The 14,949-nt window shown below is 44.3% G+C and carries 15 protein-coding genes; 10 read left to right on the top strand and 5 right to left on the bottom strand.

Features of this window, described 5'->3' with window-relative positions:
- Window positions 1–1,496, bottom strand: a 1,496-nt coding sequence (locus QUA57_RS00630; protein ID WP_333250888.1) for a Calx-beta domain-containing protein, incomplete at its 3' end; no start/stop codon positions are given.
- Between the two features lie 770 nt (window positions 1,497–2,266).
- Between QUA57_RS00630 and QUA57_RS00625 the strand changes: the two genes are divergently transcribed.
- The 6 genes from QUA57_RS00625 to QUA57_RS00600 all read left to right on the top strand — a co-directional run bounded on the left by QUA57_RS00625 (window position 2,267) and on the right by QUA57_RS00600 (window position 6,977).
- Window positions 2,267–3,484, top strand: a complete 1,218-nt coding sequence (locus QUA57_RS00625) for a DUF4350 domain-containing protein (RefSeq protein WP_333058900.1) — start codon at window positions 2,267–2,269, stop codon at window positions 3,482–3,484.
- The gene (locus QUA57_RS00620) at window positions 3,481–4,431 is read left to right on the top strand and encodes a MoxR family ATPase (RefSeq protein WP_333058899.1); all 951 of its coding nucleotides are present in this window, start codon (window positions 3,481–3,483) and stop codon (window positions 4,429–4,431) included. Before QUA57_RS00625 ends, QUA57_RS00620 begins: the two co-directional genes overlap by 4 nt.
- A gap of 14 nt (window positions 4,432–4,445) precedes the next feature.
- Window positions 4,446–4,889: a GNAT family N-acetyltransferase gene (locus tag QUA57_RS00615; RefSeq protein WP_333058898.1), complete on the top strand. Its 444-nt coding sequence runs from the start codon at window positions 4,446–4,448 to the stop codon at window positions 4,887–4,889.
- Between the two features lie 61 nt (window positions 4,890–4,950).
- Window positions 4,951–5,250: a helix-hairpin-helix domain-containing protein gene (locus tag QUA57_RS00610; protein WP_333058897.1), complete on the top strand. Its 300-nt coding sequence runs from the start codon at window positions 4,951–4,953 to the stop codon at window positions 5,248–5,250.
- A 44-nt stretch (window positions 5,251–5,294) separates the two neighbouring features.
- The gene (locus QUA57_RS00605; protein WP_333058895.1) at window positions 5,295–5,636 is read left to right on the top strand and encodes a hypothetical protein; all 342 of its coding nucleotides are present in this window, start codon (window positions 5,295–5,297) and stop codon (window positions 5,634–5,636) included.
- Window positions 5,637–5,648: 12 nt separating this feature from the next.
- Entirely contained in the window at window positions 5,649–6,977 is a 1,329-nt protein-coding gene (locus QUA57_RS00600) for a DUF58 domain-containing protein (protein WP_333058894.1), read from the top strand.
- Here the strand turns inward: QUA57_RS00600 and QUA57_RS00595 are convergent.
- Entirely contained in the window at window positions 6,955–7,905 is a 951-nt protein-coding gene (locus QUA57_RS00595; RefSeq protein ID WP_333058893.1) for a hypothetical protein, read from the bottom strand. The two genes, QUA57_RS00600 and QUA57_RS00595, sit on opposite strands and share 23 nt — an antisense overlap.
- A gap of 96 nt (window positions 7,906–8,001) precedes the next feature.
- Window positions 8,002–8,970: a stage II sporulation protein M gene (locus QUA57_RS00590; protein WP_333058892.1), complete on the bottom strand. Its 969-nt coding sequence runs from the start codon at window positions 8,968–8,970 to the stop codon at window positions 8,002–8,004.
- Window positions 8,971–9,050: 80 nt separating this feature from the next.
- Here QUA57_RS00590 and QUA57_RS00585 point away from each other — a divergent pair, with 80 nt between their 5' ends.
- Window positions 9,051–9,878 (top strand): DUF975 domain-containing protein, encoded by an 828-nt coding sequence (locus tag QUA57_RS00585; RefSeq protein ID WP_333058891.1) that lies wholly within the window; start codon window positions 9,051–9,053, stop codon window positions 9,876–9,878.
- 37 nt (window positions 9,879–9,915) lie between these two features.
- Complete coding sequence (locus QUA57_RS00580; RefSeq protein ID WP_333058890.1) at window positions 9,916–10,704, top strand: RDD family protein; 789 nt, start codon at window positions 9,916–9,918, stop codon at window positions 10,702–10,704.
- A gap of 72 nt (window positions 10,705–10,776) precedes the next feature.
- On the opposite strand, the gene QUA57_RS00575 is transcribed toward QUA57_RS00580, so the two are convergent.
- A complete protein-coding gene (locus QUA57_RS00575) occupies window positions 10,777–12,885 on the bottom strand; it encodes a GAF domain-containing protein (RefSeq protein WP_333058888.1) in 2,109 nt (702 codons plus the stop codon).
- A 119-nt stretch (window positions 12,886–13,004) separates the two neighbouring features.
- Here QUA57_RS00575 and QUA57_RS00570 point away from each other — a divergent pair, with 119 nt between their 5' ends.
- Together QUA57_RS00570 and QUA57_RS00565 are read left to right on the top strand one after the other, a co-directional pair.
- Window positions 13,005–13,148 carry a hypothetical protein gene (locus tag QUA57_RS00570; protein ID WP_333037255.1) on the top strand — a complete coding sequence of 48 codons (144 nt, stop codon included), beginning with the start codon at window positions 13,005–13,007 and terminating at the stop codon, window positions 13,146–13,148.
- A gap of 51 nt (window positions 13,149–13,199) precedes the next feature.
- Window positions 13,200–14,111 (top strand): pantothenate kinase, encoded by a 912-nt coding sequence (locus tag QUA57_RS00565; RefSeq protein WP_333058887.1) that lies wholly within the window; start codon window positions 13,200–13,202, stop codon window positions 14,109–14,111.
- A gap of 25 nt (window positions 14,112–14,136) precedes the next feature.
- Here QUA57_RS00565 and QUA57_RS00560 read toward each other — a convergent pair whose 3' ends face one another.
- Window positions 14,137–14,943 carry an alpha/beta hydrolase gene (locus QUA57_RS00560; RefSeq protein ID WP_333058886.1) on the bottom strand — a complete coding sequence of 269 codons (807 nt, stop codon included), beginning with the start codon at window positions 14,941–14,943 and terminating at the stop codon, window positions 14,137–14,139.
- Between the last annotated feature and the right edge of the window lie 6 nt (window positions 14,944–14,949).

The following is a 14,949-nucleotide window of genomic DNA, read 5'->3' as shown; positions in this document are numbered from 1 at the left end:
GTCAAAATTGATGGACTACTGCCAACATTGCCACCGAAGAGCACCAAATTCACCGTTTCCGGCGATGATTCCAAAATCGAATCAGTCAAAGCCGTCACGGTGAAACTAGCGGTAGTTACCCCCGCAGCAAAATTCAACAGCCCCGCCGCCGTCCCAGTGTAATCCGGTGCAGTGCCTGCTGAACTTGCCGAACCGTCAAGAGTAGCGTAATTAATCGATGCAGCCTCTGTACCGCCGGTGCGAGTAACGTTAATCGTAGCCACGTCGCCTTCAGCCACCGTGTAATTTGGTTGGGCGAACTGGAAGATACTTGGAGTTGTCGCCGTCGGCGTCGGAGTTGCCGTCGTCCCAGTTGGGGGCACATCATTAATCGTCAAAATTGATGGACTACTGCCAACATTGCCACCGAAGAGCACCAAATTCACCGTTTCCGGCGATGATTCCAAAATCGAATCAGTCAAAGCCGTCACGGTGAAACTAGCGGTAGTTACCCCCGCAGCAAAATTCAACGCCCCCGCCGCCGTAGTGTAATCCGCAGCAGTGCCTGCTGAACTTGCCGAACCGTCAAAAGTAGCGTAGTTAATCGATGCAGCCTCTGTACCACCGGTGCGAGTAACGTTAATCGTAGCCACGCCACCTTCAGCCACCGTGTAATTTGGTTGGGCGAACTGGAAGATACTTGGAGTTGTCGCCGTCGGCGTCGGCGTCGGAGTTGGCGTCGGCGTTGGCGTTGGCGTCGGCGTTGGCGTCACATCAATGCCTTGATATTGAATACTTCGCACTAGGAAGTCGGAACCATCGCTTTTGGGGGAGGTGCTAGTGGCGTAGGCAGCGGTGGGGCTATCGTAGGCTTTGGCGGAGAACCGTAATTCGTCAAAAGCAACGCTAGTGGAATTTGCTTGTATCTGGAATGTGAAATTGCCATCGGGACTATCGCCAATGAAAGTCAGTCCATCTGAAGACACACCGATCGGTTTTTGACCGCTCGTCGGAGGGTTGACGCGAATGATCGTAAAATTGCTGGCCGATACCTCCGCCCCATTATTAAAGAGTTTCAGCAAAGCAACTTCATTGCCTTGATCGTTCACTGCAGAACTTGATTTGGGAAGTAATGCACTGAGGCCGATCGTGGCGCTAGTGATGTCTTTGTTATCTGCCCATTTCACCTTCAGCGCCTGAGATAGATTGGTGTTGGGGTCATAGTTGATTTCCGCCCGACTTTTAGTGGGGTCGGTAAACCAACCACTATAAGAGCCGTAGACACCAATACCAGGGACAGCGCCGTAGCTCAACCCGCTTTTAGGGTTTTCGTTCGTTGCTAACGTGAGGTTGCTGATGGGAATAGGGTTAGTGTAGTTCGTTTCAAAGCCATCAAAAGCTATCCCAGACAGTTGGATGCCTTGATCCTGGGCGGCAGTAGGCCATTGTGTAATTAGGTCACTGATGCTGCTGTAATTAGTGTCTTGACCCAAAGAACCAGTAATTGAAGTAGCCATAGCTTATGTGTTAATGATGAGTAATTAAGGATTAGAAGTGGCTGAAAACAAGAAGTTGGGCTTTCTTGTAGCGATCAGTCACTGCAAGAAAAATTTCCTCATACCTGCAGGTAAATCAAGTAAAAAGGCTTGCCCAATCAGTATCTGAAGGTATTATTGCCCCTGACAAAATTTTTAGTGTAAATAATTACACCTACTTAGACCTATTTACGTAGGGATGTTTAACTTTCATCGTCAATGAGTTTTATCCGGAAAAATTGCGATCTTTTTTTCAGCCCTATAACAAGCGGGTTTTCCACCTCTGTAGAGGAGAGCTTAAATCCCAGATTTCGCCCCCCAAGAGGCAGCGTTCACTGCTTCTGCGGGCAAAAGTGAATCAAGAAAGACAATTATGAGTAAAAATACTCAGGATTTTATATGTTTAAGCATAACCCTGTTGGGAATTTCTGAAAATTGGGGTTCGGGCGTAAGTTACAGCGTATTCGTTTATGAAATACACCCCAGAAACCGGGTTTCTTTACAGTTCCCGCATCATTACTGATTCTGTTGCTCGAAACCCGGTTTTTCGCAATCTACATCTACATGGAATATGCTGTAAATCTGATTCCCTTAAAAATGCGATAGTAAAAAACCAACTTTATTGGTGAGCCGTAATGTGATTGACGATAACTAAAATTTCTCAAATGGGTTCTATATGAGGAGTGAGTTGATTCATCCAAAAACCCCCTCATGTTATATTTATTTGTACTTACTTACTTACTTAACGAGCGATGAACTTGTCAAAGCGTAGGTTATGGTTGTTGGGAGCGATCGCCATTACTGTAATAATTATCATTACCCTGCTATTTGCTCCTGCTAACAACAAAGTCAACAGCGGTTCTACTTATAATAGAGCGCCGGACGGCTACGGAGCATGGTATGCTTTTATGTCAAAACGGGGAAGCGAGGTTCAGCGCTGGCAAAAACCTTTTGAAGACTTTGCTAAAAACCAAGATACAAAACCGCCCAGTACACTTTTACGTATCTATAGTAAATTGATACCAGAAGGTGTTTCTGAGACAGATAAAAAGTGGGTGGAACAGGGCAATACTTTGGTAAATTTGGGAGTTCGCGCCCCGGTGACATCAGCACCTTTTAGTAGCTTGCACCCAGCTTCAGCCGGGGAAATCAAGATTGACACCGGGCGGAGATACCCCAGCGACAAAAAACAAGTTTTAGACGATCAATTTGGGGCAATTGTTTGGAAAAAACCAGTGGGAAAGGGTACAGTTTATTTTGCCAGTACCTCCCATTTAGCTGCTAATGCTTATCAGGATTTTCCAGGTAATTATGAATTTTTAGCAGGGCTGGTTACTCAATTAGAAGGTGGAGAACAAGAAATAGAAGGGACCCAGCAGACTCTAGCAGTGAAATTAATCCAAAATTCAATCGACCCGCAAAGCCAGGGAACAAGTAAAATCCTCAATAAAGTCTGGGTAGACGAATACATTCACGGCTACAAAGATCCAGAAGTTCTTGAACGCGAATACGAGGGAAATTTATTCACTTATTTAGCCAAAACTCCTCTATTTACCGTTTTGATACAGGGTACAATTATTTTACTCGTTGCTATTTTTGCCGGGTGGAACAGGTTTGGACACCCTGTAACTATATCAGCGCCACAGGTTGACAACAGCGAAGCTTACATTCAAGCATTAGCGGGTGTTTTGCAAAAAGCAAACAGCACTGATTTTGCGGTAGAAATTATCGGAAAAGAAGAACAGTTACAACTGCAAAAAGCATTATTATTGGGACAGGGATCGCTGGAAAGTGAAACCCTAACAAATGCTTGGGTTGAGCAAACAGGGGGAAAAGCGGCAGAATTGTCAGAACTTCTGCCCTCGCCATCTCATAAACGCCGAATCAGCGATTCAGATTTGCTAACCTGGTTGGGTAAATGGCAGCAGATCCGTCAACATCTCCCCTCTGACAGGAAAAATCTAAAATGAGCGAAACAAACTCGATTTTTAAACGCATCAGCCAAGCCCTCGACAAAATAGTTGTGGGTCAATCTTCCACTGTACAGCACTTGCTAGTGGCACTTTTGAGCGGCGGCCACGTGATTATTGAGGGAGTCCCTGGAACGGGGAAAACTCTACTTGTAAAAACGATCGCCCAATTGATTCAAGCAGATTTTCGCCGCATTCAACTAACGCCGGATATTTTGCCATCGGATATCTTGGGAACGAATATTTTTGATTTTGAAAGCCACAGTTTTACCCTGAAAAAAGGGCCTGTGTTTACTGAGGTTTTGCTAGCGGATGAAATTAATCGCACCCCTCCGAAAACCCAGTCAGCACTGCTAGAAGCAATGGAAGAACAGCAGGTAACGTTAGACGGTGAGACTTTAGCTCTGCCAGAATTATTTTGGACGATCGCCACTCAAAATTCCCTAGAATTTGAAGGCACTTATCCGCTACCAGAAGCTCAGTTAGACCGATTTTTATTTAAACTTGTGGTTGACTATCCCGATGCAGCCGCCGAAAAGCAAATGTTGCTGAACGCAGAGGCAGGGTTTCGCGCTAAACGCCTCGATTTAGCTAGGATCAAATCTTTAGCAACGGTAGAGGAAATAATTAGCGCCCGTCAAGCAGTACAAACTGTCAAAGTAGAAGAGAAAGTGCTCGATTACGTGCTAGCTTTGGTACACAATACGCGAAAACATCCCGATTTGGCATTGGGTGCTTCTCCGCGATCGGCAGTAGCTTGGTTGCAAAGTAGTAAAGCTCACGCTTGGCTAGCCGGCAGGGATTATACTACTCCTGATGATGTCAAGGCGATCGCACTGCCGCTTTTGCGTCACCGTCTGATTCTCAAACCAGAATCGCTGCTAGATGGCTTGCAAATTGATTCGGTAATTGCTTCGGTATTAAAACAAGTCGCTGTACCGAGGTAAACTCAAATATAACTATGACGATCGCCATCAAAATTCTGGATCGTAATGATGTAGATATTCTCAAGAATGTCGATCCAGATGTCTTCGACAACTCGATCGATATCCCACGTACTGAAGAATTTTTGACAGACTCGCGCCACCATCTGGCTGTTGCAATCGATGACGATCTAGTTGTCGGCTTTGTCTCAGCAGTTCATTATGTTCATCCCGACAAGGCACGTCCCGAACTGTGGATTAACGAGGTTAGTGTAGCAGAAACTTATCGTCGGCAAGGTTTGGGGAAGCGTTTGATGAATGCAGTATTTGAGGTCGCTCGTGAGTTGGGTTGTACAGAAGCTTGGGTGCTTACAGATCGCGAAAATACAGCAGCGATGAATCTGTATTCGGCTGTTGGTAATCCAGAAACACCAAGTGATCATGTTATGTTTACGTTTCGTTTGGAGGAATCGAATTCCTGACAAAAAATCTTTATTACGCAAGTATTGTAGGAATTGAGATAAAAAATACCACACCAGAAGTATGAAGAAGTCTCTAAACGAAGTGAAGAAGCTTGAAGACCTTCCAAACATTGGGAAATCAATTAGTGCGGATTTGCGAAGCATTGGTATTGAGCAACCAGATCAACTTAAAACGAGATCGCCATTAGAAGTCTTTCACGAACTTGCTAATGTCATGGGACATCGCCACGATCCATGTGTACTTGACGCTCTCATTTCTGTCAAAAGATTCCTCAATGGCGAACCAGCTAAGCCTTGGTGGAGTTATACTGATGAACGACGTAACCTACTTGCAAATCATGTAAAGGGAGAAAGCAAATGAAATTCAAATATACAATTATTTACGTTGCTGACGTACTAAGTTGATTGACTTTTTTTGAAATGGCTTTTGGGTTCAAAAAGAAGTTCATTGATGAATCACGAGATTATGGTAAGCTTGACACTGGGGAAACAACTTTATCTTTTGCTACACATTCTCTAGGCGCGTCAAATTTCCCAAATGGTTATATTTCGGCTGATTCATCGGATAAACCTTTAGGTGTTGAAATAGCACTTACCACTGATTCAGTAGAAATGGCACATCAACAAGCGATCGCAGCAGGTGCATTAGAGTTAAAAGCACCTCTCAAAAAACCTTGGGGTCAGATTGTTTTCTATGTTAGATGTCCAGACGGAACTCTCGTTGAATTGTGTACACCAGTATCTTAATCAGAAATTTTAATGATTCCTGCTATTCGCCTTTATTTCCTGTTAGCGATCGCAATTCCGATCGCCCTTTTGCTCGCTATGCTTGTAAATCAGCAGACAAGTATTATCGGCACTTTGCTATTTGACTGTTTAATTGTAGGTCTAGCTATTACCGACGCACTGCGCGTAAAATCTCATCGGGTGCAAGTGACACGCCATCCGTTGCACAGACTTTCGATTGGGCGAGACAATCCGGTTTTACTGTCAGTGCGATCCTCTCCGAGGGCTGCGCTAACGGCAAATCAAACTGCTAAAATTCGCCTGCGCGACGCCTATCCGCTAGAGTTTGATGTCTCTCAACCGATTCTGGAAGCAGACCTCAACCCTAACAGCGCTCTGGAATTAACTTATACAATCCGCCCGTCAAATCGCGGAGAATATAAGTGGGGAGATATTCAGGTGCGGCAGTTGGGAAATTGGGGTTTAGCATGGCACGACTGGAAAATACCTGCTAGTGAAAAAGTGGCAGTTTATCCCGATTTAGTGATGTTGAAAGAACTCTCTATTCGGCTAACATTGGAAAATAGCGGCACAATGCGTGGGTTACGAAAACTTGGCATGGGAACTGAATTTGCCGAACTGCGGGAATATGGTATTGGTGACGATCCTCGCTTGATTGATTGGAAAGCTACTGCGAGGCGATCGCGCCCTTTAGTCAGAGTTTTAGAACCCGAAAAAGAGCAAACTTTGATTATTTTACTCGACAGGGGACGGCTGATGACGGCGCGAGTGCAGGGTTTGAAGCGTTTTGACTGGGGAGTGAATGCAGCGCTGTCTTTAGCCTTGGCTGGACTAAATCGGAGCGATCGCGTGGGAGTCGGTGTGTTCGATCGGGAAATCACGACTTGGATACCCCCGGAACGCGGTCAACATCAACACTCTAAATTAATTGAACGCCTGGCGCCAATTCAGCCAGTTTTGTTAGAACCCGACTATGTTGGTGCTGTAACTAAATTAGTAAGTCAACAAACTCGCCGTGCATTAGTAGTGCTAATTACTGATTTAGTAGATGTCACAGCTTCTACAGAAATGCTTTCCGCCTTAGCGCGTTTAACACCTCGTTATTTGCCTTTTTGCGTAACTTTGCGCGACCCTCAAGTTGACAAAATCGCTCACACTTTCACCGTGGAAATTACACCTGCTTATAATCGTGCTGTCGCTTTAGATTTACTAGCACAGCGTCAGGTAGCTTTTGCACAGTTGAAACAAAAAGGAGTTTTGGTTTTGGATGCACCAGCAAATCAAATTAGCGAGCAATTAGTTAACAGATATCTGCAACTTAAGTCTCGGAATCAGCTTTAATCTTCTCAGCTTCTGCAGCATTAGCAAAGTAAGGTAAAGGCCCTTTGAGAACAGACCAGTTTTTGTAGATAAAACCGATTACCCAAGGGGCTGACAAAGCAAAAAACAAGACACCTAAATGTATTTGCGATCGAAATACATCTAGAATGTTTGCTGTTTGATTGTCAAAAAATGTTGTATACGACACATTCCAAATTTTAAAAATAATATTTTCCAAGGCACTAAAAACTATTAGTATAACTAAGCTGCGGGTTTTTAAATACAAAATTAAGTACATTAATATCCCAATAAGTACAGATATAAAATATTTATAACCAAAAATTATAAAGAATAGACAATGAGCTAAGATGGCTGGAATATTACCCCATTTTGCAGCCCATCTGTGTAGCATAATAGCTGTGAAAATAAAGGGATTAAATATGGGAGATATTGCACAACTATTAATCGCACTAATTAAATAGTAAAGTGCCGGATTAAATGTTTTTGAAGCTGTCATTAAAATACTAAGATTTCTACGTTCTGTCAGAATTTTTTCGACAAAAGAAGGTACGAAAAAAGACAATGGATAATAAAATACTCGGAAGACACTTATTGAAAAAACCACGCTAGCGATCGCCAGACCTACTAATGGCAACCATTGGTAGCGATCGGGAACTTTACCAACCAAATATTTAATTTCAATTCCCGCTAGCTTGCATTGTCGCCACACCAAAGCCAGTAACAGAATCGATAAATAAATTCCCAATATTTCTTCAACGAATGGATCTAATGTTAGTTTACTATCAAATTTTATCCCTCGTGTATAGCCAATCATTACTATTTGAAAATAAATACCCATAGCTAATAAAAACCACCCTCCAAATATCTGCCGAAGCTTGATTCGATGAAAAGGGTTGTCTTCGGGAGAGGTGATGTTAGTAATAGTCATGATTTTAATTAATTACTGGACTCGATATGGCTAGGTAAAATGCGTCTTATTCCGCTAGGAGTGGACTTCGTTTGTGTAACGATTTCAAGCTCAGAATTATCTAGGAACTTCAGCCGATCGCCTTTTACTGCAATACATCACCAACAGCGCAAACAACCCGATCCCAGCCAAATACTTCAACGGATCGGGAATTGCCGGATTTGGCGATAAAAAACCCTCGATGGTACCAGCAATTACCAGCATCGGCACAATCCCAAATACCAATTGTGCAGCTTGAGTACCGTAAAACTTCATGGCATCAGCACGGCGATATTTGCCAGGAAAAAAGATAGCGCGGGCGATGATTAAACCAGCGCCGCCAGCTAAAAAAATCGCCGGCAATTCCAGAGAACCGTGAGGAAATACAAAGGCCCAAAAAGGGTAAGCTAAATTATGCTGAGCTACTAAACTGGCGATCGCGCCGATGCTCACTCCATTAAATGCCATAATATAAACAGTGTAAAGACCGAAAACAATCCCTCCCCCAACAGCCGCAAAGCATACGGATAGATTGTTAGTCATAATACCGCTAGAAGCTAAAGGTTCGATTCCCACAATTGAACCCATCCACAATTTCCCCTCATCGCGTACCGTTTTAATCAAATGTCCAGGAACTACTAGGGACAAAAACGCCGGATCTTGCCAAGCAAACCACCAAGCAATCAACGCCATTACTAAAAAAATACCCGTCGCAGTCGCCGTATAACCAAACGTCTCCTGTACCGTAGCCGGAAAACCCCAGCGGCAAAACTCCACTATAGCTTCCCAATCTTGGCGGCGCGAACCTTGGTAAATTTGGGTGTAGCCACGAGAAGTTAACCTTTGCAAATCTTGTAACAAAATATTACCGACTTCATTTGTCCTAGCCCTAGCCAAATCTGCCGAAACAGAACGGTACAAACTCGCTAATTCCCTGATTTCAGACGCAGGTAGGGACTTTAGCCCCTTTTTTTCTACTTGGTGTAAAAGAGTGTCCAACCGTTTCCAGTTGGGTTCTCGCCGCGCGATCCAACGTTTAATATTCATAAAGTTTTCACTAAGTTCTATTAGATATAGCTTAAGATAGTTGTAAATTTTCCGCCTCACACAACTACACCCATCCAGTCATGCCTAAAAAAAATCTTAGTTCTTCTGGACCAACAGGCCCCTTGAGCGTCGGTAATGTTGTTAGTGCTAGTTTGCGTATTTACCGCGACCATTTTAAGTCATATTTTAGTTTGGCATTGGTAGCTTATCTGTGGTTGTTAGTTCCGATTTACGGTTGGGCTAAATATTCTGCGATCGCAGGGCTCATTTCTCGTCTGGCTTTCGGTGAAGTTAGGGAAAAGCCAGAGACTGTCAGTGATGCTCGCCGTGAGGTGAATCCTCGGATGTGGAGTTTTTTATGGGCGGGTATATTGACATTTCTGATTTTCCTTGGGGTATCCTTGGTAAGCGGGATCGCGATGTTCTTTGTGGGAATGGGTGCTGGTGCGCTCTTTGGGCAAAATTTCACACTTGTTGCAGCTTTCCTGCTAGTTGCAGTTATTGCTTTCTTAATTATATATATCCGACTTTTCTCTCGCTTGCTGATTATTGAAGTGCCGCTGGCGATCGAAAATAATATAGGTGCTAGTTCAGCAATCGGTCGCAGTTGGAAATTAACTAAGGGGTCGGTGGGACGCATTCAGTGGATAGTTTTTGTGGGCATTTTGGTCTCACTCCCGATCACGATTGTTGTGCAGATACTTACTGTGATCGTTCAAGTTTTTTTAAGTAAAGTATTGGGCCCAGAGTCGGGTCTATTTTACTTAGTTTATTATATTATGATTGTGGGAGTGAGCATTGGCAGCGGTGCGCTTGTGACTCCTTTTTGGCAGGCTATGAAAGCCATTATCTACTACGACGTCCGCAGCCGCAAAGAAGGTTTGGGTTTGCAAATGCGCGATCGCTAATTCAGCCTCAGTCAAAACATAAAATTTGCTCAAATTTATGCGACTTTTTAATCGCTTCACTCTCCACACTCCCGAAAGCGTTGAACTCGAATTTACCTTAGCCGGAATTGGCAACCGAGCATACGCATTGCTGATAGACTATATCATTTTGGGTTTAATCATAGTAGTGTTTCTATTAGGTGCACTGATATTTAATTCAGTGTTGCTTGAGACGATCGCAAAGTTGCTAGGAAGTACCAATCGCTTAGAACTCTGGTTGATAGCATTTCAGGCATTAATTGGTTTTTTCATTTATGTAGGTTACTTTGTATTTTATGAAACCGTGTGGTCGGGTCAAACACCAGGCAAGCGTTATGTCAAAATCCGAGTAATTCGGGATGATGGTCGTCCCGTCAGGCTTCCGCAATCAACACTACGGGCTTTGCTGCGACCTTTTGACGACTTATTTTTTATAGGTGTATTTTTCATAGTTTTAAACCAGCGGGAAAAACGTTTAGGAGATTTGGTAGGAGGCACCATGGTAATTCAAGAAGAAAAACCTCTGACAACTACTGCATTGAAAGTATCAACATCGGCTCAATCCCTAGCAAATAAACTGCTGATAGAAGCCGATATTTCCAGCTTGCTGCCAGAAGATTTTGCTGTAATTCGAGAGTATTTGCACCGGCGCGAAGCTATGATACCAAATGCCCGAAATGAAGTGAGCAAACAACTGGCTAGTCAGGTGAAACAAATCATTGCTTTGGACAAACTGCCGATGAAAGTTGATGCTAATGTTTTTTTAGAGGCTGTATACCAGGCTTATCAGCAGCAAGCTGACAATTAATATCAAGTCCGGTTAATTACTTATAAATCCACGGGCATAGGGAATTGTTCATTAATCTGACTAAAGCAGAAATTATGCACTTACCCTCCTCTGATTTGTTAAGGGCAACTCTACAATAAACTCACTTCCTTCGCCAACCTGACTGACGCAACTCAGCTTGCCGCCGTGAGCTTGAACAATTACCTGATAGCACACTGAAAGTCCTAAACCCGTACCTTTACCCACAGGTTTAGTAGTAAAAAATGGGTCAAAAATCTTGTCTTGAATTTCAGCAGGAATGCCAGTTCCCGTGTCGCGCACAGAGATTGTTACCCAGTCCGGCTCGCTTTGCCAACTACGAATGGTTAATTCCCCCGGTTTGCTCGTTGACTGGAGCGCATCTAAAGCATTGTCAATCAAATTATAAAATACTTGGTTAATTTGACTGGCATGACATTGGACGGGCGGCAAACTGCCGTATTGCTTGTCTATTTTGATATGGGTTTTTAGCTTATTTTGCAGCATCAAGAAACTGCTTTCTAAACCTTCATTCAAATCTACTGGTTTTAATTCAGCGTGGTCTAAACGAGAAAAATTTCGCAGTGTCATCACGATCGAGCGAATCCTCCCGCTGCCTTCCCGCATTGAATTGATCAGTTTACCAAAGTCTTCTCGAATGTAATCGAGTTCTAGTTCTTCATTGATTCTGACAATTGCTTCCGCTGCTTCCGGGCAGGCATTTCCGGCCTGTTCTAGAGCTTCGTTCAAGGCTTTAAAATATTCTTTAGCGTGAAACAAGTTAGCGTGGATGAAATTGTTGGCGTTGTTAATTTCATGAGCAATTCCCGCTACCATTTGCCCCAAACCTGACATTTTTTCGCTTTGAATCAATTGCTGCTGTGCCGATCGCAATTCTTCTAACGCAGCCTGCAATTGCTGGGTTTGAGCTTGAGATTTTACCGCAGCATCTTGGACTTGGCTATAAAGTTCTGCTTGCTGAATGGCGATCGCCATTTGGTTGGCTATCTGGGATAGCAACTCCATTTCTTGCCGCTGCCAATTGCGGGTATCCCGGCACTCATGAGCAATCAGCAAACCCCACAGCCTACCGGGAAATTTAGGATTATAGCTTGCCGCTGTTTCGGGGGAACTTTCTTCAGTTCTCGATGTAACAATCGGCACGATCAGATTAGCTTTAACCTGCAAACGGTCTAAGAAATCAACGTGACAAGGCTCTAAACCAGCATTAAAAATATCATTAATGGCTTTGACTCGCCCTTGCTGGTAAAGATCCGCGTAATCTCCCCGGAAACACTTATCCGCCCCCATATCTCCTAAAATTGAAGGCCAAGGGATCACCATATCTTCAACAACAACTTTTCCTTGCCAGTTGTCTTGAAACTGATAGATAATTACTCGATCGCACTGCAACATTTGGCGGACTTCCCTCACCGCTGTTTGTAGAATAGTTTCCAGATCGAGGGTACTGCGAATTTGGTTGCCGATCAGCCGCAGCAGCGATTCTCGTTCGGCTTGCCGCCTGGTTTTGCTATAGAGTTTGGCTTGATTGATCGCGATCGCCAATTGCGATCCTACCCCTTCTAAAAGCTGCCTTTCCCAATCAGTCCATTCCCGTTCGCGATCGCACTGATGCAAACCAATTATGCCATTCACTTCACCTTGATAGCGAGTAGCTACTGCCAGCATTGACTTAATCTCCAAAGCTTCGGCAATTTTTCTGGTTTGTGGATTCAATCCCGGAAAATCGAGAAACTTCGTCAATGCTAGGGACTCTTGCTGAGACACGACGGCAGCCAAATGCGGATTGTCAGTCATCGGTACTTTCATTCCCAGTTGGATGGGATAGTCCCCCGCGTTGTACTCTCCGCGCGTAACTAAAGTTTTTTCTGTATTTGATTCTTTGACTAAAATGCTCACGCGACTGCACTCTAACGCTTGCCCCAGCAATCGGCAGGCCGATGTCAAAATTTCTTCTATGTCAAGTGTACTGCGAATTTCGTTATTAATTTGGTTCAGCAAGTTTGATAACTGAACTTGCTGCTGCATCTGCACGATTAGGGCTTTTTGTTGGTCTACTTCCGGCAGCGAAAGACTTTCTTCCTGCCTCCAGTTTTCAGATTCAGACAACCGCGAAGTTACTCTCTGCCAGGGGTTTTCGTGCTCTTGTATTTTTAAAGACATATTTACTCAGGAGTTGTACAGTATTTTGATTGAGTCGGTTTTTTAAACCTATGCTTACCCCGCCAACAGCCCCATCGCAGCTACCAGGACTTTTGGAATATCTTAAGACATTATAAAGGATGCAGCCTGAGCAAAGCAATTATTTGCTTTACAAATATTTATATTTAGCAAGTATGCCCTCTGTCGCCCACAATACTAATTGGCGCGTGGCATGGAACTTGGTCAGATGTCAAATAGAGTTAACCGCCCGCTTAACCGAATAAAATTAATATAAAATCTATCTTTAGTTCAATGTTTGCGCGCGCTCGATCGACATGGAAAACTCAATTCCCGACAATTTTCCTTCGCCACCAAGAACCGACAACCTTATATCTGGATTAATAGGTAAAGACCAGATTAAAATAGCTTTGGCGATCGGCAATTCCCGGCTGCACTGGGGATTATTTGTGGGCAAAACCCTGGAGAAAACATGGGATACAGAGCATCTCAATGCTGATACTGTTTCCCCGCTCTCGGAGCAGGAAAAGGCAGAATATTTGGTGCAAACAGTAATGATGTCGATCGAGGAAATATCTTCTCAAAATCTCCTTTGTCTTCCTGCTACTACCGCTTTTTCTAATCCTCACACACTTTCTTTAGTGCCGCTGCCTCTAATATTGGCTTCAGTAGTTACCCAGCAAACAGCAATTTGGCAGAGTTATCCTGATGTCCGAATTATTACTTTAGACCAGTTGCCGATCGGGGGACTCTATCCTACCCTGGGAATTGACAGAGCTTTGGCTGTACTGGGCGCTGGCAACCAATTGGGTTGGCCAGTTTTACTTATAGATGCTGGTACAGCTTTAACATTTACTGGGGCTGATGTCAATAGGTATTTAGTTGGGGGCGCAATCTTACCAGGTTTGGGTTTGCAGTTATTGTCGCTAGGTAAAAAAACTGCTGCATTACCTTTAATCAGTTTACCACAACATCTGCCGCACCGCTGGGCGAAAGACACTGCTGGGGCAATTCAAAGCGGAGTTGTGTATACGACGGTGGCAGGAGTTAGGGATTTTATTGAAGATTGGCGGTGTTTGTTTCCTGATAGCAAAATAGCGGTCACGGGGGGCGATCGCACTATGCTTTTAAAATACCTTACCGCAGCCTTTCCCAATACAGCTTCCGCAGTAATTGACGCACCCGAAGCCATTTTTTGGGGAATTAGCCTGTTGAATGTTGACTGTTGACTTTTACCAATTACCAATTACCAATTCACTTAGCAAATTCCCGAATATACTTAGCAACAACATCCGGGACTTCCTGCGGCAAATTGCTTTCACCCGGACTGACCAATTGCAGTTCGGCATTAGGAGCCAGAGCAGCATAGGATTGACACAGAGACGAAGCTGCGGGAGTATCTTCAGAACCGTGTAACAGCAAAACAGGCGCTTTCAGCAAAGGCAAATTCTCATCAACTAATTCCGCTGTAATTTCAGCCCGCCGCCGCTGAAACAGCAACTCCACGGCAACAGGGGACTGCATCAACTGCTGTCTGAACTTTAGCAGTCTGTCAATCTTGTTTTGACTGCCCAGTAACTTAGCAATTGGATAGATCGATCGCAGCAACCAAAAACCGAGGGGTGGTTGGCCGATCAGCCAGCTAGCCGTCTGCCACCGCCCCCGCCGGTTGCCAACCTTGACGCCTTCTGGGGCCAACAAAACCAAACCCTGAACTCGATCGGGATATTTGATAGCGTAGCTGGTTGCCACCCAACCACCCAGAGAGTGAGCGATTAAATAAACCTCTCGCAGCTTCAAAGTATCGAGGTATTGAGCCAGACATTCTACTTCCAAGTCGATCGAATAATGAAGATTCGGGCGTTCCGAGTCGCCAAACCCCAGCAAATCCGGTGCGAAGCAGTGGTAGTAGGGGCTCAAATGTTCGATCGTCCTCAGCCACTGACTGCTGTCGTGCCAAGAACCGTGCAAAAATACTAAATTAGGGCCTTGACCGACTTCGTGCCAAAAGATTTGCCCTACAGAGAGTCTGACCCGAGAATTGCGTCGCAGTGAGTACATCCGGTT

It is taken from the genome of Microcoleus sp. Pol7_B2 (assembly GCF_036701035.1).
In the GTDB taxonomy this organism is placed as follows: domain Bacteria; phylum Cyanobacteriota; class Cyanobacteriia; order Cyanobacteriales; family Microcoleaceae; genus Microcoleus.
This window is presented reverse-complemented; position numbering and strand designations above follow the sequence as displayed.

Bases quoted from the DNA above. Each gene is read 5' to 3' on its own strand.
- QUA57_RS00625 (WP_333058900.1), top strand. From the start codon at position 2,267: ATGAACTTGTCAAAGCGTAGGTTATGGTTGTTGGGAGCGATCGCCATT.
- QUA57_RS00620 (WP_333058899.1), top strand. From the start codon at position 3,481: ATGAGCGAAACAAACTCGATTTTTAAACGCATCAGCCAAGCCCTCGAC.
- QUA57_RS00615 (WP_333058898.1), top strand. From the start codon at position 4,446: ATGACGATCGCCATCAAAATTCTGGATCGTAATGATGTAGATATTCTC.
- QUA57_RS00610 (WP_333058897.1), top strand. From the start codon at position 4,951: ATGAAGAAGTCTCTAAACGAAGTGAAGAAGCTTGAAGACCTTCCAAAC.
- QUA57_RS00600 (WP_333058894.1), top strand. From the start codon at position 5,649: ATGATTCCTGCTATTCGCCTTTATTTCCTGTTAGCGATCGCAATTCCG.
- QUA57_RS00595 (WP_333058893.1), bottom strand. From the start codon at position 7,905: ATGACTATTACTAACATCACCTCTCCCGAAGACAACCCTTTTCATCGA.
- QUA57_RS00590 (WP_333058892.1), bottom strand. From the start codon at position 8,970: ATGAATATTAAACGTTGGATCGCGCGGCGAGAACCCAACTGGAAACGG.
- QUA57_RS00585 (WP_333058891.1), top strand. From the start codon at position 9,051: ATGCCTAAAAAAAATCTTAGTTCTTCTGGACCAACAGGCCCCTTGAGC.
- QUA57_RS00580 (WP_333058890.1), top strand. From the start codon at position 9,916: ATGCGACTTTTTAATCGCTTCACTCTCCACACTCCCGAAAGCGTTGAA.
- QUA57_RS00575 (WP_333058888.1), bottom strand. From the start codon at position 12,885: ATGTCTTTAAAAATACAAGAGCACGAAAACCCCTGGCAGAGAGTAACT.
- QUA57_RS00570 (WP_333037255.1), top strand. From the start codon at position 13,005: ATGCAGCCTGAGCAAAGCAATTATTTGCTTTACAAATATTTATATTTA.
- QUA57_RS00565 (WP_333058887.1), top strand. From the start codon at position 13,200: ATGGAAAACTCAATTCCCGACAATTTTCCTTCGCCACCAAGAACCGAC.
- QUA57_RS00560 (WP_333058886.1), bottom strand. From the start codon at position 14,943: ATGTACTCACTGCGACGCAATTCTCGGGTCAGACTCTCTGTAGGGCAA.